General features: G+C 58.9%; 17 protein-coding genes and 1 pseudogene. 4 read left to right on the top strand and 14 right to left on the bottom strand.

From position 1 onward, the window contains the following. Positions 1-8: 8 nt before the first annotated feature. A complete protein-coding gene (locus JFT91_RS19930) occupies positions 9-1,922 on the bottom strand; it encodes a hypothetical protein (protein ID WP_201233588.1) in 1,914 nt (637 codons plus the stop codon). A 46-nt stretch (positions 1,923-1,968) separates the two neighbouring features. Further along, positions 1,969-2,415 (bottom strand): HIT family protein, encoded by a 447-nt coding sequence (locus JFT91_RS19925; protein WP_201233587.1) that lies wholly within the window; start codon positions 2,413-2,415, stop codon positions 1,969-1,971. Positions 2,416-2,589: 174 nt separating this feature from the next. Here JFT91_RS19925 and mug point away from each other — a divergent pair, with 174 nt between their 5' ends. After that, positions 2,590-3,102, top strand: coding sequence for a G/U mismatch-specific DNA glycosylase (mug, locus tag JFT91_RS19920; RefSeq protein WP_201233586.1), 513 nt, complete (start codon positions 2,590-2,592; stop codon positions 3,100-3,102). Here the strand turns inward: mug and JFT91_RS19915 are convergent. The 4 genes from JFT91_RS19915 to JFT91_RS19900 form a co-directional block, all read right to left on the bottom strand. After that, positions 3,099-3,593 (bottom strand): PaaI family thioesterase, encoded by a 495-nt coding sequence (locus JFT91_RS19915; RefSeq protein WP_201204248.1) that lies wholly within the window; start codon positions 3,591-3,593, stop codon positions 3,099-3,101. The two genes, mug and JFT91_RS19915, sit on opposite strands and share 4 nt — an antisense overlap. A gap of 8 nt (positions 3,594-3,601) precedes the next feature. Further along, a complete protein-coding gene (locus JFT91_RS19910) occupies positions 3,602-4,759 on the bottom strand; it encodes a GGDEF domain-containing protein (RefSeq protein WP_201233585.1) in 1,158 nt (385 codons plus the stop codon). A gap of 107 nt (positions 4,760-4,866) precedes the next feature. Beyond that, positions 4,867-5,895: an NADPH-dependent aldehyde reductase Ahr gene (gene ahr, locus JFT91_RS19905; protein ID WP_201233584.1), complete on the bottom strand. Its 1,029-nt coding sequence runs from the start codon at positions 5,893-5,895 to the stop codon at positions 4,867-4,869. 49 nt (positions 5,896-5,944) lie between these two features. Beyond that, positions 5,945-6,193, bottom strand: a complete 249-nt coding sequence (locus tag JFT91_RS19900) for a hypothetical protein (protein WP_201204246.1) — start codon at positions 6,191-6,193, stop codon at positions 5,945-5,947. A 170-nt stretch (positions 6,194-6,363) separates the two neighbouring features. Between JFT91_RS19900 and JFT91_RS19895 the strand changes: the two genes are divergently transcribed. Further along, the gene (locus tag JFT91_RS19895) at positions 6,364-7,008 is read left to right on the top strand and encodes an ATPase (protein WP_201204245.1); all 645 of its coding nucleotides are present in this window, start codon (positions 6,364-6,366) and stop codon (positions 7,006-7,008) included. An 86-nt stretch (positions 7,009-7,094) separates the two neighbouring features. Then, a complete protein-coding gene (locus tag JFT91_RS19890; RefSeq protein ID WP_201204244.1) occupies positions 7,095-7,436 on the top strand; it encodes a hypothetical protein in 342 nt (113 codons plus the stop codon). 117 nt (positions 7,437-7,553) lie between these two features. On the opposite strand, the gene JFT91_RS19885 is transcribed toward JFT91_RS19890, so the two are convergent. Next, positions 7,554-8,552: a zinc-dependent alcohol dehydrogenase family protein gene (locus tag JFT91_RS19885; RefSeq protein WP_201204243.1), complete on the bottom strand. Its 999-nt coding sequence runs from the start codon at positions 8,550-8,552 to the stop codon at positions 7,554-7,556. Further along, complete coding sequence (locus JFT91_RS19880; RefSeq protein WP_201233583.1) at positions 8,552-9,307, bottom strand: phytanoyl-CoA dioxygenase family protein; 756 nt, start codon at positions 9,305-9,307, stop codon at positions 8,552-8,554. Before JFT91_RS19880 ends, JFT91_RS19885 begins: the two co-directional genes overlap by 1 nt. Before the next feature lie 100 nt (positions 9,308-9,407). Between JFT91_RS19880 and JFT91_RS19875 the strand changes: the two genes are divergently transcribed. Continuing rightward, entirely contained in the window at positions 9,408-10,049 is a 642-nt protein-coding gene (locus JFT91_RS19875; protein WP_201204241.1) for a LysE family translocator, read from the top strand. 15 nt (positions 10,050-10,064) lie between these two features. Here JFT91_RS19875 and JFT91_RS19870 read toward each other — a convergent pair whose 3' ends face one another. The 6 genes and pseudogenes from JFT91_RS19870 to JFT91_RS29710 form a co-directional block, all read right to left on the bottom strand. Beyond that, positions 10,065-11,258, bottom strand: coding sequence for a GAF domain-containing sensor histidine kinase (locus JFT91_RS19870; RefSeq protein WP_201204240.1), 1,194 nt, complete (start codon positions 11,256-11,258; stop codon positions 10,065-10,067). A 141-nt stretch (positions 11,259-11,399) separates the two neighbouring features. Further along, positions 11,400-13,577 carry a TonB-dependent siderophore receptor gene (locus tag JFT91_RS19865; protein ID WP_201204239.1) on the bottom strand — a complete coding sequence of 726 codons (2,178 nt, stop codon included), beginning with the start codon at positions 13,575-13,577 and terminating at the stop codon, positions 11,400-11,402. A gap of 278 nt (positions 13,578-13,855) precedes the next feature. Continuing rightward, positions 13,856-14,695, bottom strand: a complete 840-nt coding sequence (gene yghU, locus JFT91_RS19860; protein ID WP_201233582.1) for a glutathione-dependent disulfide-bond oxidoreductase — start codon at positions 14,693-14,695, stop codon at positions 13,856-13,858. Between the two features lie 136 nt (positions 14,696-14,831). Continuing rightward, positions 14,832-15,785: a LysR substrate-binding domain-containing protein gene (locus JFT91_RS19855; protein ID WP_201233581.1), complete on the bottom strand. Its 954-nt coding sequence runs from the start codon at positions 15,783-15,785 to the stop codon at positions 14,832-14,834. A gap of 169 nt (positions 15,786-15,954) precedes the next feature. Further along, positions 15,955-17,160: an NAD(P)/FAD-dependent oxidoreductase gene (locus JFT91_RS19850; RefSeq protein ID WP_242487334.1), complete on the bottom strand. Its 1,206-nt coding sequence runs from the start codon at positions 17,158-17,160 to the stop codon at positions 15,955-15,957. Further along, positions 17,149-17,310, bottom strand: a pseudogene (locus tag JFT91_RS29710) (rubredoxin); the annotation flags it as partial. The gene JFT91_RS19850 and the pseudogene JFT91_RS29710, both read right to left, overlap by 12 nt.

The following is a 17,310-nucleotide window of genomic DNA, read 5'->3' as shown; positions in this document are numbered from 1 at the left end:
GGTAGTGTTTACCTCAAGCTCCCAGCTGCACGCGTTATGTCATCCATCCACACTTGATGGGTGTCTGGAAAGTAGATTTCTCCGCACGCACGAGTAATTGCTGTGTAGAGCAAGGCGAGTTTTTTGGAAAGCACCCTTTTACCTAACAGGTCCGGGGAATAGTAGAGGTCCTCTGAGATAGCCATTCGCTTGAACTCGAAGTTCTTGACGGCGAAAACTGTTGCCAACAGTGGGCGAATGGGAAGGTGATTCGCAAACTCATCGTGGCTGGCACGCTTGTAAAGACCCGATACACCAATTTTGACACCGACCGTACTCAGCCATCTTTCAACCCTGAGAAACGCATGATTCCACTTCATCGCTTCATGGAGTTGATCCCAGGTCCGATAGCGCGCAAGAGCACCGTGAGTCGGTTTGTTGATATCCATAAACAAACCCCAGCAGTCGCTTAAAAACGACTCGACATCACGATTCCAGTCGATAACAGCTGCTCCTTTGCCCATTTCGCGGCTACGAAGGAGCCAGTCGAATATTCCCCAGTTGTCCGCGACCAGAATGACGCTCGCTTCGGGAGGGAAAGCATCAGCAGAGTATTGCCTGACTACCATTTCTTTCGCTTTATCAGCCATGAACGGTGAGCTGGAAGCGTCAGGAAAAATCTCTAGAAGCGGGTTGATGTATTCAACTAGAGGTGGCCCGGCACGTAGGGATGTCGCCATTTCTCGATGACGAATTATTGCACTGTGCGGTACGTACTGACCTTCCAGGTTCTGAAATTGGTCGCCCAGGGAGATCACGGTTTGAGGTGATTTGTCGAGTATTACAACCATAGGGGCGGAAAGGTCATGGCTCTCGTCTATCAGTACTGTGTCGAAACGTTCCGGAATGTAAAGATTCTCCAGGGACATTTGTTTGATGCGGTGGTATCCACGCACCGGCAGAGAAGGGGCTTCCATATCCAGTTGAATCAGTTGGTTCCAGAGTCTGACCGATACCGCAGCAACAATTTCCTGATCCTTCATTGATAGCCAACGAATTTGATCCAGTGGAATATGGCGGGATGTAATGTATCGGTCCTTTGACATGCAAAACTTAAAGATAACGGACCAGCACAATGCTGCTACCTGTGTGGCACCCCGGTTGCCGATAGGGCCAAGCCCGACTTGTTCAGCCAACTGAGAATAGGACAAGGGTAGACGAGACTCTGCCTCCATCTTGTTTTGGAGGAACTCGTTTCCACCCGACAGCGTGGACTCTGCCAATCTTTTGAAGGTAGACGTGGGCACTTTTTTTGCGGTGAACCGAGCACGGATCGCTTTAAGCTTGGGCTCGGCGTCTGTCATGAAAATAAATCGCTTTTCTGGCATCAGCGCCATGACTTCATCAAGAACAAAGGTTTTTCCCGTCCCTGCAAGCGCTTGTGTTTCGATCGAATCTTCCAGGTTAGCCCTGATGTTGTGGATCAAGCGAAGTTGGTGATCACTTAACCTGATAATCGCACCACCGGGCCGAACATGTTCGTGACTGATGGCCCCGTAGATATCCCGATAACGTCTGGCGAAATCGAAATCCCAATCGCCTTCAGGGCGAATGAATGGATGATTGGAAATGGTTTTCTTATCAACCAGACCAATGCCCAGATCGGAGATTCTCGCCAAGCCTGCAATGAAAGCCGCCTGATTGTAGCTTTCAGTCAGAGCCGCCCTGAGTTGGTCGCTGGGGACAGCAAGGATTGTTGCAAACTTACGCTCCAGGTCCAGAGCTGAGGGAGCGGGAGATTTGAGAGGCTTCGACAGCTGGAGTACGTAGAGGATGGACGCCACTTCATACCGGCTCAGATTCGTCGAGTCCGGGGTGGCTCCATGTTTTAGCAAAGTACTCAGTGATTCGCTGAGTGGTATGAACCAGGTGGGTGTCTTCATATCGTCTGCATCTGTCCTTGACGGGGTTCACTGCCGGTTCAAAAAACTACTGAGGCCTACTCGTAGCACCCAACAAATCAGCAATCCTTGTTCGCAACTCACCATGCACTTCCTCTGCATAGGGCACCGCGTTCTTCCAGTCATAGAACCACGCCGGCATCTTGCGCTTTTCTTCCGGTTCCGAGGCGTATCGAGGAAAAAGGTGGCAGTGCAACTCGGGTTCCGAGTTTCCGAGGATTTCATAGTTCATGCGCAATGCATCCGTCGCCTGCAACACTGCATCGCCGAGGCGGGCCATATCGAGCAGGTAAGTGGCTCTGGCGTCGCCATCAAGATCGTTGAGGCTTGGCACGACGGGGTCGGGAAGCAGCAGACAGTAGCCGGGAAGAAATTGCACATCGCCCATCACCGCCCAGCCGGATGGCATGCGGCAGATGACTTTATCGTTGGCTCCGTTGCGTGCCAGTTCTACGCGTTGCGAAATCAGCGGCATTCATTGTCCTTAATGATGTTGTGTCACAAGCAGTCTTCAGATAGCAAAACGCCCAAGGATTGGGCGCGACCTGAATGTTCGGGGCGGCGTATTGCCTTGGGCGAAGTGTCCGGAGATTAGGTATCGTTGGCGGCATCGTCAATCGCCCATATTGTTTCAACGTTTGAGCGCCTTATGCCCCCGGAAAAACTCAACGACATTCTCGATAAAGATCTTTCAGTGATTTTTTGCGGCATCAACCCCGGCCTGTTAGCCGCCGCGCAGGGGCATCACTTTGCCGGGCGAGGTAATCGGTTCTGGCGCACGCTGCATCTGGCCGGGTTCACGCCTGAGGAGATTTGCCCGGAAAATGACCGGACGATTCTGCAATATCACTGCGGATTGACCGCTGTCGTGGATCGCCCGACGGCGCGGGCTGATCAACTGTCACGGCACGAATTCGATACCGCCGCGGCAGCCTTCGAGCAGAAAATCATCCACTGTGCGCCAGACTTTGTTGCGTTTCTGGGCAAAGCGGCGTTTGCCGCGTTGTCCGGTCAACGTGAGGTGCAGTGGGGGCGTCAGGACAGCACCTTCGGCGGAGCGGCGGTGTGGGTGTTGCCTAATCCGAGTGGGCGCAATCTGGCGTTCACGCAGGAGCAATTGGTCACGGCGTATCAAGCACTTCGTCTGGCAGCCAAGCCTTAGCGCCCGTGCGCAACCGCTGCCAGTTGCCCGGTGTCCACGCGCACAAAAATTGAATCGCCCACCGCCGTCAGCACATCCCCTGCATATACCTCGCAGATCACCCGAGTCTTGCGCCCGACGTCGCCATCAACTCTGGCCCGCAAGGTCAACGGTACGCCCATCGGTGTCGGTTTGATGAATTTGATGCCCAGGTTACCGGTCACGCAGTCGATGCGCGGCAGGCTGCCGGGGGCACGCTGTTCGGCGCGATAGTGGTAGGCCATCGCCGTCCAGTTGGAGTGGCAATCGACCAGCATCGCGATCAGTCCACCGTAAACCAGGTCGGGCCAGCCGCAGTATTTGGCGTCTGGCACGTGCTCGGCGAGGACGTGCACGCCATCTTCATGCCAGTGGCTTTTAATGTGCAATCCATGGGGGTTGCTGCTGCCGCAGCCATAGCAAACGCCTTCTGGCGCGGCGCTGTCTTGCAGAGAACTGTCGAGGCTGGACATGATTGTGGTCATCCTTGTGTGGGGAGCCCGGTCAGGCGCAGGCGGTTGCGACCGCCGCGTTTGGACTCGTAGAGAGCGACATCGCCTTGTTCGATCAACGCCGTGAGGCTGGCGGGCGGTTGCTCGAACAGACTGGCGCCGATGCTCAACGTGACGGCCTCGGGCGTGGGGAATGTCTGTGAGGTGGTGCTCAGAAACTGTTCGCGCAGGCTGTTGCCCAGCTCGACGATGCGCTCGCTTGAGGCGCCGCCCAGCAGTATGACGAACTCGTCGCCGCCCAAGCGTGCGGTCAATGCATTGCGCGGCAGCAGCGAGCGGATCATTTCGCTCAATGCAATCAACAGACGATCGCCCGCGGTGTGGCCGTATTGGTCGTTGACCAGTTTGAAGTTGTCGATGTCGATCAGCAGCAGGGCGCCGGGGCGTTCTGCGCAGACGTCGGCGAGCAGACGCGTAGCGCGTTTTTCCAGGGCGCGGCGATTGTAGAGGGCGGTCAGCGGGTCACGTTCGGCGAGGCGCGCGATCTCTTTTTCCCGGCGGTAACGCTCGGTGCCGGTCATCGACAGCGCGATCAACATGATTGCCATGGCGCCTTCGACCAGCGAAATCTGGATGATCTCGCCGCGAAATGCGGCCAGATCGATCAGCGTGCCGGGGATGACCACCGTCAGCGCTTTGAGCACATAGAAAATCCCGTGGGCCAGCAAGACGTAGCGTAGTTGCACCGCGCCCACACTCAGCGATTTGCCATGCGGGCGCAGCAGCGTGCTCGCCTTGAGCGTCACCAGCGCCACCAGCAGCGAGTTGGCCGCGAGCATGACTTTTGACCACAGTGGCCCGTCGGGCAATAACAACATCACCAGCCAGGTGAGGAAGATAAGGTACCAGCCGCGGGACAGGCGTATCTGCGTGAAGCGCGCAACGCCCAGCAGGAAGAGGAAGTGTGCGGTCACCAGCAGGCCGTTGGCGAACCAGATGCCGATCAGCAAAAAGCCGCTGCTGCGCAGCAGGGCCAGGGTTGAACCGACGGTGATCGTGGCGAAACCGGCGCTCCAGAACAGCAGCGAAGGTTCACGGATGCTCCGCCACTCGATCGCCAGATACAGCGCGGCAGCGGCTGCGAGGGCGATGGAGAGGGTCAGCATCGTCGGAGGGTCGAGCGGCATTTCTGGGCGGGCCTGTCTGGTGGGCGGTTAGACGGGCGATTGTAAGCGTTCGGGGCTGTTTTGGCAGGAGGGGCGGCGCGTACGGCACTGGCCGACGCGCCGCTGTTTTATTGGCTGGCGTCCAGCACCACGCGATAACGCGCCTTGCCGCTGCGCAAATGCTCGACGGCCTCGTTGACCTTACTCATGGGAAACATCTCGACCTGCGGCAGAATCTGATGCCGCGCACAGAACTCGAGCATGGTCGCCATGGTGGCCGGCGAACCAACGGGTGAGGCGGACAGGGATTTTTGCTGAGGGATCAGATCGAACACGTGAACCGGAATCGCACTGGGCACGATGCCGACGAAATGCAGCCGCCCATTGGCCCGCAGAGTGGCGAGCATGGCCTTCCAGTCGAGGTCGGCGTTGGCACTGATCAGCAGAAAATCCAGCGTACCGGCAATGGCTTTCAACGCATTGCTGTCGGTTGAGGCGACGACATTGTGCGCGCCGAGGCGTTTAGCTTCATCCTGCTTGTTCAGCGATGAGGTAAACGCGGTGACTTCACAGCCCCAGGCATTCAGAAAGCGCAGCGCCAAGTGGCCAAGGCCGCCGATGCCGACCACGCCGACGCGGTCGGTGGGTTTCACGCCGAATTGCAGCAACGGGTTGAATACCGTTGAACCTGCGCAGAACAATGGCCCAACCATCGCTGGATCAAGGTTGTCAGGTACCGGAATCGCCCAGGCCCAGTGCGAGCGCAAGCGATCGGCGAAGCCACCGTTACTGCCGATGATGGTCGGCTGCGCGGTGCCGCACAGTTGCTGCGAGCCCGAGATGCAGGATGAGCAGTGCATGCAACTGCCCTTGTACCAACCGATGCCGACACGCTGGCCCATTTTCAAGCCACGTACCTGCGAGCCCATACGAACGATCTTGCCGACCGCTTCGTGGCCCGGCACGAACGGATAGCGGCTGATGCCCCAGTCGTTGTCGATCAGCGATTGATCCGAGTGGCAGACACCGCAGTATTCCACGGCGACTTCGACGTCTTCTTCGCCCAATGCGCCGGGATCGTAGCTGTAACGCTCTAGCGGTGCGCCGGCAGCGGTGGCCGCCCAGCCGTTGAAAGTAGTGGGTTCGGTGTTGCTCATGGGGCACCTCCGGTTCGACAGTCGGAAACAGCCCGGCAAGTCTAGTCGGTCATTGCTGCGGCGCTAGCCAGGTGTTTACCACCCGCCGATCGAGCTCTTCCCAGTCCGCCATGCCCAGCACTCGCGTGGTGTTCAGGCCGCGCAGGTAACCGCGCAGCTGATGGGCTGTGTCCCGAATCAGCTGGGTGTCGCCGGGGGCGTCGGCTAGCAATACAGTCTCGTACTGGACCAGGTATTCCGCCACTCGCTCGCGAAAGTCGGGCAAAACGGCGTCACGGATCAGGTCGAATGTTCTCAAAGAGAGATCCTCTTTCATCTTTTTCTAGTTGTATTGAAGTGTGTATCAGTCTGCACGTCGCGCAACTATTGCTAGAAGTAATAGTGACCATCACGAAACGCAAGTTTTGCTTTGTCGCCAATGGGCGGAAAATCGCTTCCATCGAACACGCAGCTCAAGGAATTTGCGCGATGAACACTTTGACCCGACTGGCTCTGGTCGCCCTGTTGATGGGCGGAGCGGTTGCCGCTGCACCGACCTACGCAGACGACGCCCGGTCGTGTCATCTCCAGCCCATCGCCGGCAGCAGCGCGACGTTGCGACACTCGCAAAGCGTCGGCGTGCTGTACAGCGAGAACACACTGGAAAACCTGCAATACCTTGAGCGTTACCACGACATGGCCGCCAACGGTGCCAAAGATGCGCTGGACTCAAGGATTCGCGAGGCCTTCGTCGGCAGCTCCGATCCTGAACTGGCCATCGATTGGTTGATCAGTTCGCTGCAGCAACAGTTTTTGTCCGTCACCGTTTACGACAGCCTCGATGCGTTGGTCCAGGCACATCCAGACATCGTGGTGAAACTCGACACGTTCAACCGCTTGCTGACGCAACGCAACAGTCTGGTCGAAGCGCGCTTCACCGCACGTTTCTACGACGCCGACCTGCAATACATCGGCAAAGCTGAAGGGGCGGTGGAAAAACAGCTGCCTTCCGTGTGGGTCCACAACCAGGCGGCAGCGGCAATTGCTGCGCAGATCGACAAGCAACGCGACTTGCAGCTTAACGCTTTGAAGCAATTCGATGTGTCGCTCAAGGCGCTGGTGGCGTCGAGCTGAACACTTAAAACATAAATGGCGACGGCAGCTCCGTGAGGCTGAACCGTTGCCGGTTGAACAGAACCTTTATTTTCAGGATTACCCCTATGCGTCCTTTATTTGTGCCTGCCATGGCTGTCGCTGCCTTGCTGCTCGCCGGTTGTGCCTCGACACCGAACAATCCGACCCTGGTTTTGCAGACCAGCAAAACCCCTGCGCAGTACGCCGATTGTGTGGTGCCGAAGCTGCAGGGCAGCGCGCTGACCCCAACGGTCTCGCAGACCCAACGCAGTTACCGGATCGTGGTACCGAGCAAGATTTCCGCGGACAACATACTCGAAGCCTACAAGGCGGGTACCGGCGGCAAGGTGTTCCTCTACGAGCGCCACCTGCTGGCCTCGAACTACCTGCCATCGAGTTTTGAACGAGCTGCGCAAGACTGCATCTGATCCTGCCCGGTACACGTATGTAACAGAGCTCCTTTGGTTGGCCGCAACCAACCAATTCTTTGCCCCGCGCCTTCATTCGGTCGCGGGGTTTTTTTTGCTTCTCAATCTGCTGTGGGATCAAGCGATGTCGATCACCACTTTGCCGATGCCAGTGCCTTGTTCAACCGCATCATGGGCCTGGCGTGCTTCGCCGAGGCTGAAGCGCTGCGGATGCATCAACGGCTTGACCTTGCCTTCTTCGATCAGTCGCGTTGCGTAACCGAGGATCTCGGCGTGGTGCTTGCGACCAACGCCAGTGAGCATAGGCAATAACACGAAAATCCCCGACAGCGTCGCACTGCGCAGCGAGCCGGTGGCAAGGTTGTGGGTGCCGAACGCCGCGCAACTGGTGACGTGGCCATAGAGACGAATGGCGGCGAACGAATCGTCGAGGCTCTGGCCGCCGACGGTGTCGTAAATCACGTCGAAACCTTTGCCGCCGGTATGCTGGTTCACGTATTGCGCAACCGGCTCGTCGCGGTAGTCGATCGCCGTGGCGCCGTAGCCTTCGACAATCGAGCGTTTGCCCGGCGAAACCGTGGCGAACACTTCGGCGCCCAGCGCCCTGGCAATTTGCACGGCCATGTGGCCCACGCCGCCGGCGCCGCCATGCACCAGGACTTTTTGCCCGGCCTGGACGTGAGCACGATCGACCAGACCTTCCCAAGCGGTGAGGAACACCAGCGGAATTGCCGCCGCCTCGCGAAACCCGAGATTTTTCGGTTTACGCGCCACCAGATCGGCATCCACCGCGAGGTATTCCGCCAGCGATCCCGGCAAACCACGGACGCCGCCGACCATTCCGTACACTTCATCGCCGACAGCCAAGTGCTTGATGTCGGCACCGACAGCTTCGATCACCCCGGCCATGTCGGTGCCGAGAATCGCTGGCAGCTCCGGCATCGCGTAGGGCGCGTTGCCGGAGCGGATCTTGTAGTCGATCGGGTTGACGCCGCTGGCCACCACCCGCACCAGCACTTCGTGAGCTTGAGGCTGGGGGCGCTCGATGTGCGCTTCACGGAAGGCGTTGTGGGCGTAGTCATCCAGGATCAACGCACGGATAGTCGGGTGGCTCATTACAACGCCTCGCTGTCATGTTCAGAGAAAGCGCTATGTTGGGAGCGCAAGGCAGGTTTGTCGACCCCCGAAACGGGACACAGGTTGTAGGCAAAGTCCGATGGTTCGAAGCGGTCGCCGATGTCCATTCGCACGCCTCGCAGATGCGCCGTTTGCAGCTGTGAGTCGTACAGCGCCACAGCGCAATAGCTGATCAGCAGCGTGCGGCGGCGCGCACCGGTGTGATTCAAACTGCCCGCGTGCACCAGATCGACATCGAATAGCAGTACGTCGCCCGCGCGGCCTGCTAGCTGCACACAGCCGGGCAGCTCATTGATATCCAGGGGTGGCGCTCCCGGCTCAGGCCGATGGCTGCCGGGGACGATGCGTGTTGCGCCATTGTCGGGGCCATAGTCGTCGAGAAAGACCAGAGCATTGACCATGTCCCCTGGCCGTTGCGCCGACATGTCGCGATGCAACGGTTGATGACCACCACCGCCAAGGGGTTCGCGGCCTTCTACCTGCGCAAGAAAGAAACGCTCGCCAATCAGTTCGCCCACGATCGCCAACACTTGCGGTAGACGACAGGTCGCCTGAATCTGCGGATCCAGATCCAATTGCGCATGACGCCAGTCCATCCCGCGCGGTGTTGGCCATTGCGACGAAGGCTTCACACCCGCATCGAACGCGGCGCGCAGGGCATCCAGCCATTCGGTGGGAATCGCGCCACGAAGCAGGGCAAAGCCTTGTCGATGTAGCTGTTCGCGGTCAGTCATGGTTTTCTCGGCAGGGGCGCAGTACAGTTATAGCCGTGAAAAGCGACAGATCGCCTGGCTGCGGTAACATGCAGCACCACATTGACCACGAGCAGCGGAAATGGATTCTCACTCGATACTGACGTTCACCCTGGTTGGCGCGATTGCCATTGCCAGCCCGGGACCGGCGACGTTGATGGCGATCAACAACAGCCTGACGTACGGGCAACGCAGCACTGTATGGTCGTCGCTTGGCAATGCCAGTGGTTTGTTCTGTCTGTCGGCGGCGGCGATGCTTGGGTTGGGAGCGTTGTTGGCCAGCTCGGAAATCCTCTTCAACGCAGTGAAGATTCTCGGTGCCGGTTATCTGTTTTACCTGGGCGTGAAACAGCTGTTCAAAAAGGGCCCGATGCTGCCAGAGGGGCTTGAAGGTGAGGCGAGCAAGGTCCGCCCAACGCGCGGCAAACTGTACAAGTCGGCCTTCCTGACGGCGGTGACCAACCCCAAGGCAACGATGTTCTTCACTGCATTGTTTCCACAGTTCATCGATCAGGGCGCAGCGCTGCTGCCGCAATTCCTGATTCTGACCTCGATCTTCATGGCGTTGTCGGTGTCTTCGCTGACTATCTATGCCGCATTGGCGTCTCGCGCCAAGGGCGTGCTGACCCGTCCGGCGCTGTCGCGTTGGGTAAGCCGGATCGTCGGGTCGACATTCATCGGTTTTGGCGCAGCGATTCTGACGATGCGCCGGCAGACTGTGTAAGCGCGGAACCTCTGCTTAAAGCCATTTGAACTGAGCCGGGAAGCGCGCCACAAAGCAGGTTCCCGACTCGATGTTCGACGTGACGCTCAAGGTGCCATTGTGCGCAGTCGCGATCTGCGACGCGATGTAAAGACCCAGACCCAGTCCTTCGCAACGCTGACCGGCTTCGGATCGGGTAAAAGGCTCAAACAACAGCGGCAGCAACTGCGCTGAAATAGGTGTGCCCTGATTAGTCAGCGAGATGACAATCTCATCATTCTCCGAATAGGCTTTGAGGGTGATCGGCGCACTGGTCGAGCCATGAGTGGCTGCGTTGCCCAACAGGTTCGACAGCAACTGGCTGATGCGCAACGCGTCGCAATAGACGCCGCCCGGAACGTCCAGCGCGTGCACGAACGTTACATTCGGGTGGGACGCCTTGACCTCGTCAAGGGTCAGTTGCAGGGTTTGTTGCAGGTCATCCACGAGTTTTCGCTGAAGCGGAATCCCGCCCCCCAAACGACCGCGAGCAAAGTCGAGGATGTTTTCGATCAGTACGCCCATACGCACCGAGCTGTTGCGGATCGCCGAAATCAGTGAGAGCGAGCGTTTGTCCTCGGTTTTGCTTTCCAGCAGGTCGGTGCTCATGCGCACGGCGCTTAATGGCGTGCGCAGGTCATGGCCGAGTACAGCAATGAACTGTTCGCGCAGGCGGCCTAGCTCATTGGCGTTGCTCAGTTCGACTTCCGTTGCCTGCAGACGACTTTGCGTGTCTAGGCTCATGGCTATCAGTTGGGCGAAGAGAGTCAGCGTTTTCGCGATGGCCGGCTCGTCGAGATTCGCCGGGACCGAATCAATGGCGCACAGCGTGCCGAAAAAATCGCCGTTGGCTTTGACGATCGGAATGGAGATGTAGCTTTCCAGCCCATAGGTTTTCGGCGTGTGATGCGCAGAAAAGATCGCGTGCGTGCTGGCATGACCGAAGATGACCGGCTGTTTGTGTTGGCGGATCTCGTGGCAGATGGTCGATTCGAGTACAAGCTCGCCGCCGGGCTTGAGCCCGAATTCGATCGAGTCGTCGACGGCGCACGCCACCCAGTTGCTGTCCGTGACGCGCGCGACCGCCGCGAAGCGCATGCCGGTAAGGTGTTTGACCATGCTCAGGATGACCGGCACCGCGTCGATGCTGCGGATGGCTTCAATGTCGGATAAGAATGCTGGGTTGGTCATGGGCTGGCGCTTCGAGAGGGTATCGAGGCAAAGACTATCCCTTATTGTCGCCTATTGCTAATAGGCCGGTTGCACAAAGCCAAGGGCGCCGCGGATTTTCCGGGGCGCCCTTGGTCGATGTTGTTGCGGGTATTGCGCGGCTTAGAACCTGTATTTGGCCGTCAGCATGTAGCTGCGCGGATTGCCGTAGTTGTCGGTAGCACCCCAGGTGGTGTTGTAGCCGATGGAGGAGTAGTAGACGCGGTCAAAGATGTTGTTCGCGTTGACTTGCAGGTCCAGGTGTTTGTTCACTTCGTAACCGGCCATCAGGTCAGTGACGGCGTAACTGCCCTGTTCGACGCGATAGGTACTGTTGGCGACCGGAACATCGTTGTACAAGCGGCTCTGCCAGTAGACGTTGCCGCCGATGCGAAACTTCTCCAGCGGACCTTGCAGGCGATACATCGTCGAGAGTTTGAACAGGTGCTCGGGGATGTCGGTTTTGAAGCGCTGATTATCGTTGTCCGGGTTCTCGTCCTTGATGTAATGGGCGCGGGTGTAAGTGTAACCGCCGCCGACCTGCCAGTTTTCGGTCAGCGCACCTTGCAGCTCCATGTCGACGCCCTGGCTGCGAACCTTGCCGGAAGCCTGATAGCAGGTCATGACCGGGCACCCCAACTGCGTTGCTGCAAGGGCAGCGCGATTGGTCTGATCCATCTGGAACACGGCCAGACTGGCATTGAGAGCGCTGTTGAAGTATTCGCCTTTGATCCCGACTTCGTAATTTTCGCCGACGATCGGGTCCAGCACCTTGCCCGAAAGGTCTTTGGAGGTCTGTGGGGTGAAGATGTCGGTGTAACTGGCGTACAGCGAATGGTGATCGTCGAGCTTGTAGATCAGACCCGAGTAGCGCGTCAGGTTGCGGGTGACTTTGTAATCACCGTCGCCGGTGCGGTCGTCGTAGTCGTACCAGTCGAGGCGGCCGCCGAGGATCAGGGTCAGTGGGTCGGCGAGGCTCAGTCGGGAGGTCAGGTAGACGGCATCCTGCGTGGTCACCGTGCGGGTTTTGCTGTCACGCACAAAGTCAGGTTTTGGCGCACCGATCGGCCACGCGGTGGTGTACGGGTCGTATTCCTTGGAGGTCGCATCGTAGACACGGTTGCTCGCACCGACGACCAGTTCATGAGTGCGGCCGAAGGCTTCGAACGGGCCGCTGGCAAAGGCGTCCAGTGCGGTCTGCTTGTCGGTGTTATGCGATTGATAGGCGGTGGTTTCCAGCGGGCCGTTGTAGCGCGACAGGTAAGTGCCGGAAAACTCGCCATTCAGCGTCGAGGAAGTCCCGGCAACGTGCAGTTTCCAGTCGTTGTCGAAGCGATGCTCCACTTCACCGAACACGGTGTCGATCTGCAGCTTCTTGTTTTCCCAGTTGGTGCCGGGGTAGGTGGAGCGCGGCAGATCGAGGTGGTGGCCATCGGTGCCGAGTGGCAAACCGCCCCAGAAATAGTTGGTCTGTTCATTTTGGCGAGAGAAGCCAAGCGTGGCCGTGGTGCTGTCGCTGAGGTCGGCTTCACCGATGGCGTAGAACAGGCCGTGGTCGTTTTGTTCTTTGTCGCGAAAACTGTCGGCGCCTTGATAGGAACTGACCACCCGGCCACGCAACGTGCCGCTTTCATTGAGCGGGCTGGAGGCGTCGATCTCGCCACGGTAATCGTCCCAACTGCCGGCCGCGCCAGTGAGGGTCACTTGCTGGTCTGCCGTCGGGCGCTTGCGCACCATGTTGATCGCCGCCGAAGGGTTGCCGGCACCGGTGACGAGGCCGGTTGCCCCGCGGACGATTTCGACTCGGTCGAACATGGCCAGGTTCGGCTGCACCGCCATCGAGTAGGCCTGATACGAGCTGGGCAAGCCGTCGTACATGATGGTGTCGATGTCGAAACCGCGCGAACTGTAAGTCTGCCGCCCCGGGCCGCCTGACTGGTTGAGAAACAAGCCCGGCGTGGCCTTCACCACGTCGTTGATGCTGGTCATGGCCTGATCGTCCATGCGCTGGCGGGTGACAACGGTCACCGCTTGCGGTGTTTCGCGCATGGTCAGCGACAGTTTGGTAGCGGTCTGCATGGGACCGGTGGTGTAGGAGTCCGTACCTTCGGTGGTACTGCCCATCTGCGTGGCGCCGATTTCGGTGGCGCCCAACTCCAGCGTGGTCGGCGGAGCGACGTTGTCAGGCTGGTCTTGCGTAGATTCGTCTGCCGCAACCGGTGCGACAGCGGCGATGCAGATCGCCAGTGCCAACAGGTTGGGTGAAAGGTTCGAACGGCGGTGAATGGTGTGAAACGACATCAATCTGCTTCCCCAGGTAATACCAAAACGAATCTGATGCAAGCGCATACAAGAAGTATTCGCATTAGAATGTCAGATTGATCCCGTCGAAGAAAGCCATCCACTTCAATTGGTTAACAAATTTTTCACATTTTCGGCGTAGGGAAACAATCACCACAGCGGCAGAAATTGGCGCTTCCAGTGGAAATCAGCAGACTCAGGCGAGGGAGGTAAAATGACCGCGCCCGATCAACATGAAATCTGCTCGGGCGCGGTCGAAGGGAGGGAAAACGCGTGGATCAGTTCAGGTCTTCAGCGTCATGCCGTTCAGGCACCTGGCTCGCCTCATCACCCCACGTGCGATTGACTCGCTGCCCACGGATGACCGCCGGACGCTGGGCGATGTCCTCTGCCCAGCGCTGCACATGCGTGTATTCCTGCGCCGATAAAAACTCGGCGGCCGAGTACACGGTGTTGCGCACCAGTTGCCCGTACCACGACCACACGGCGATGTCGGCGATGGTGTAGCTGTCGCCTGCCAGGTAAGGGCTTTCAGCCAAACGGCGATCGAGCACATCGAGCTGACGCTTGGTTTCCATGGTGAAGCGGTTGATCGGGTACTCGAGCTTCTCCGGCGCATAAGCATAAAAATGCCCGAAGCCCCCGCCCAGATAAGGCGCCGCGCCCATTTGCCAGAACAGCCAGTTCAGCGTTTCGGTGCGTCCCGCCAGGTCCTTGGGCAGCAAGGCGCCGAATTTCTCTGCCAGATACAGCAGAATCGAACCCGACTCGAATACCCGAACAGGCGGCTCGACACTGCGATCCAGCAGCGCCGGAATCTTCGAATTCGGATTGATTTCGACAAACCCGCTGGAGAACTGATCGCCTTCACCAATGCGGATCAGCCACGCGTCGTACTCGGCGCCGGTGTGTCCCAGCGCCAGCAGTTCTTCGAGCAGAATCGTGACTTTCACGCCGTTGGGCGTGGCCAGTGAATACAGCTGCAGCGGGTGTTTGCCCACTGGCAGCGTTTTCTCATGCGTCGGCCCGGCAATCGGGCGATTGATGCTGGCGAACTGGCCGCCGGACGGCGCATCGTTTTTCCAGACCTTGGGCGGTACGTAGGGCGCTTTGCTCATGAAACGGACCTCATCGTGACTGGCTGAGAACAGAGGAACACCGTAGGGAAAAATCCGATTCATGCCAGCACGATTTATCGTTACCTCCCGATATACAAAACCATCCAGCAAAAAACTTCGCAACCTGCGGCAGCTCCTACAGTGCTTCGCGTTCGGCCATCATTGGCTCAGGTGCAATCGCCCTGGCCGCAGAGAGCACCACGCTGCGCAACCACTTCGAGGCCTGCGAGCGATGTTTGCGCGCATGCCACAACTGGTAATAGCGCAGCGGTTGCGCAGGCACGGGGAAGGGCTCGATGCGCAGCGGCAACAAATCGTTGTAGTGCTTGGCAAAAGAACGTGTGGTGGTGAAGAGCAGATTCGATTTCACCAGCACATACGGCGCGATGCAGAAGTACGGCAGCGTGGTGGTCACTCGCCGGACCAGGCCGTTCCTGGCCAGTTCGGCGCCGATGGTGCCTTGGCCGGATGAGTTGTGGGTCATGACGGCCAAGTGGTCGGCGTCCATGTAAGCCTCGCGCGTCAAGCCACCGGGCGGGATCGGGTGTTCCTCGCGCAACAGACACACCAGATCATCGTCGCAGAGCATTTGCAGGTGCAGGTGCTCTGCCGGTGCTCGCCAATTGCCGATCACCAGATCGAGAAATCCGTCCTCAAGTCCGCGCGAATAGCCGCCCTCGGCTTGTAAGTGCTTGAGCTCCAACGTGGCCAGCGGCGCCTGCGCGTTGAAACGTTCGATGATCGCCGGAACGAAAAACACACTCAGATAATCCGGCGTGCTGATGCGAAAAGTTTGCCGGGTAGTGGCTGGGTCGAACCGGTCGACCGGGTGCAGAATCTGTTCGATGCCATTCAGCGCCTGTGCAACGGGATCGATCAGGGTCAGCCCGTGGGTGGTCAGCACCATGCGGCTGCCACTGCGCACCAACAGTTGATCACCGGTCAGCTCTCGCAGCCGGCGCAGGGCAACGCTGATCGCCGGTTGCGATTGGCCGAGCAACTCTGCCGTACGCGAAACGCTGCATTCAGTCAGCAAGGTGTATAGCGTGCGAATCAGTTGTGCATCGCAGTTGGGGACGGCGTTAGACACGGCAGGCTCTCTTCTTGGGCGGCCAACTGCAGATCGGTCCATGTCCCTGAGTGGCTGAGGGTGAAAAGCGTATCGCTATATAAATAACTATATAGCGATACGCCTGGAAGCGTCTATGCAAAGCTCTCCACGTCAGTAAATCTGCGGGTTACGCCTGAAAGAAACGCGGCTAGCGCCAGTCGGGCAGCGATTTCAGCAATTCGGCTTTTTCTTGCGTCGCCGCGCCCATCAGCACGAAGCCGAGCATGCGGCTCTGCGGATCGTGGTAGAGCGATTTGACGTTGGCGATGCCTTTGTCGCAGCGCTCAGCCCACTCGGTCGACCACAGCCCGGCGCCGTCCAGCGGCGACGCTACGATTGTCGGCAGGACGCTGGTCTTGATCGTCACCGGCATTGCCGGATAGGCGACCGCTGTTGCCCGCCCCGCGAGGGTCTGGGCCAGAGCGCGGGCCTGCAACATGATCGGCATCACGTACGGCAAGACCAGATCGTGAACACGCGCGCAGTCGCCCAAGGCATACACATTCGGCGTGCTGGTGCGCAGGCAGGCATCGGTAATGACGCCGTTGGCCACGGCAATGCCGGCAGCTCGCGCCAGATCGACGCGCGGCTCCAGACCGATTGCGCTGAGCACATGATCCACCGCAAGCACACGACCATCGGCTAGCTGTAACTCGAACCCGCTGTCGGCGCGGCGCACAGCCATCGGCGCATTGCCCAGTTCCAGGTGGACACCGATCGATTGCAGCGCGCTGGCCATGGCATCACCAGCCTCCACCGGCAATAGCCGGCTCAGCGGCCAGGTCGCGCGGTCGATAACCGAAACCTCATGCCCCGCATGACGCAGATCATTGGCGAACTCGCAGCCGATCAAACCACCGCCCAAAATGGCGATGCGGCTTTCGACGCCGATCTGCTGACGGAAACGCCGGTAGTCTTCCAGATCGTTGACCGTAATGATCGCTGCCACGCCATCGCCTTGCAGCTCCGGGCGGCGAGCGTCAGCGCCCAGCGCCAGTACCAGCGAGCCATAGCGCAGCGGCTGGCCGTCGAGATAAATCAACTGCGCGTGGGTGTCGATACGCTCAATCGAGGTGCGCGTTTTGATCTGCGCCTGCAACTGCGCGGCCATCTGCTCAGCACTGGCGGTGACCAGTTGATCGGGCAAGCGCCCGGTCTGGTAGGCGTTGGAGAGCGCCGGTTTTGAATAGAACTCGCCGCCATCGCGGGTGACGATCAGGATCGGTGTCTCGGCGTTCAGCTTGCGCAGCTCGCGTGCCACGGTGTAGCCCGCCAGCCCTGAGCCGACAATGACGACCGGATCCGGTTGCGCGGCCGGGCGATTGGGCTCGGCCGAGGCCTGTATCCGGATCATGTCGAAGTCGGACTTGCCGACGCCGCATTCCGGACAGTACCAATCCTCAGGCACGTCCTCCCAACGTGTGCCCGCCACAATCCCGTCTTCCGGCAGGCCCGCCGCTTCATCGTAAATAAAACCGCACACCAGACATTCCCACTTGAACAT

Origin of the sequence: Pseudomonas sp. TH08 (assembly GCF_016651275.1) — a bacterium.
GTDB lineage: Bacteria > Pseudomonadota > Gammaproteobacteria > Pseudomonadales > Pseudomonadaceae > Aquipseudomonas.
Note: the sequence above shows the minus strand (reverse complement) of the source record. Positions and strands in the feature narration are given on the sequence as shown.

Coding starts and splice junctions, on each gene's coding strand:
- mug (WP_201233586.1), top strand. CDS start 2,590: ATGCCCCCGGAAAAACTCAACGACATTCTCGATAAAGATCTTTCAGTG.
- JFT91_RS19865 (WP_201204239.1), bottom strand. CDS start 13,577: ATGTCGTTTCACACCATTCACCGCCGTTCGAACCTTTCACCCAACCTG.
- JFT91_RS19895 (WP_201204245.1), top strand. CDS start 6,364: ATGAACACTTTGACCCGACTGGCTCTGGTCGCCCTGTTGATGGGCGGA.
- JFT91_RS19880 (WP_201233583.1), bottom strand. CDS start 9,307: ATGACTGACCGCGAACAGCTACATCGACAAGGCTTTGCCCTGCTTCGT.
- JFT91_RS19930 (WP_201233588.1), bottom strand. CDS start 1,922: ATGAAGACACCCACCTGGTTCATACCACTCAGCGAATCACTGAGTACT.
- JFT91_RS19910 (WP_201233585.1), bottom strand. CDS start 4,759: ATGCCGCTCGACCCTCCGACGATGCTGACCCTCTCCATCGCCCTCGCA.
- JFT91_RS19870 (WP_201204240.1), bottom strand. CDS start 11,258: ATGACCAACCCAGCATTCTTATCCGACATTGAAGCCATCCGCAGCATC.
- JFT91_RS19890 (WP_201204244.1), top strand. CDS start 7,095: ATGCGTCCTTTATTTGTGCCTGCCATGGCTGTCGCTGCCTTGCTGCTC.
- JFT91_RS19885 (WP_201204243.1), bottom strand. CDS start 8,552: ATGAGCCACCCGACTATCCGTGCGTTGATCCTGGATGACTACGCCCAC.
- JFT91_RS19925 (WP_201233587.1), bottom strand. CDS start 2,415: ATGCCGCTGATTTCGCAACGCGTAGAACTGGCACGCAACGGAGCCAAC.
- ahr (WP_201233584.1), bottom strand. CDS start 5,895: ATGAGCAACACCGAACCCACTACTTTCAACGGCTGGGCGGCCACCGCT.
- JFT91_RS19850 (WP_242487334.1), bottom strand. CDS start 17,160: ATGATCCGGATACAGGCCTCGGCCGAGCCCAATCGCCCGGCCGCGCAA.
- JFT91_RS19915 (WP_201204248.1), bottom strand. CDS start 3,593: ATGTCCAGCCTCGACAGTTCTCTGCAAGACAGCGCCGCGCCAGAAGGC.
- yghU (WP_201233582.1), bottom strand. CDS start 14,695: ATGAGCAAAGCGCCCTACGTACCGCCCAAGGTCTGGAAAAACGATGCG.
- JFT91_RS19875 (WP_201204241.1), top strand. CDS start 9,408: ATGGATTCTCACTCGATACTGACGTTCACCCTGGTTGGCGCGATTGCC.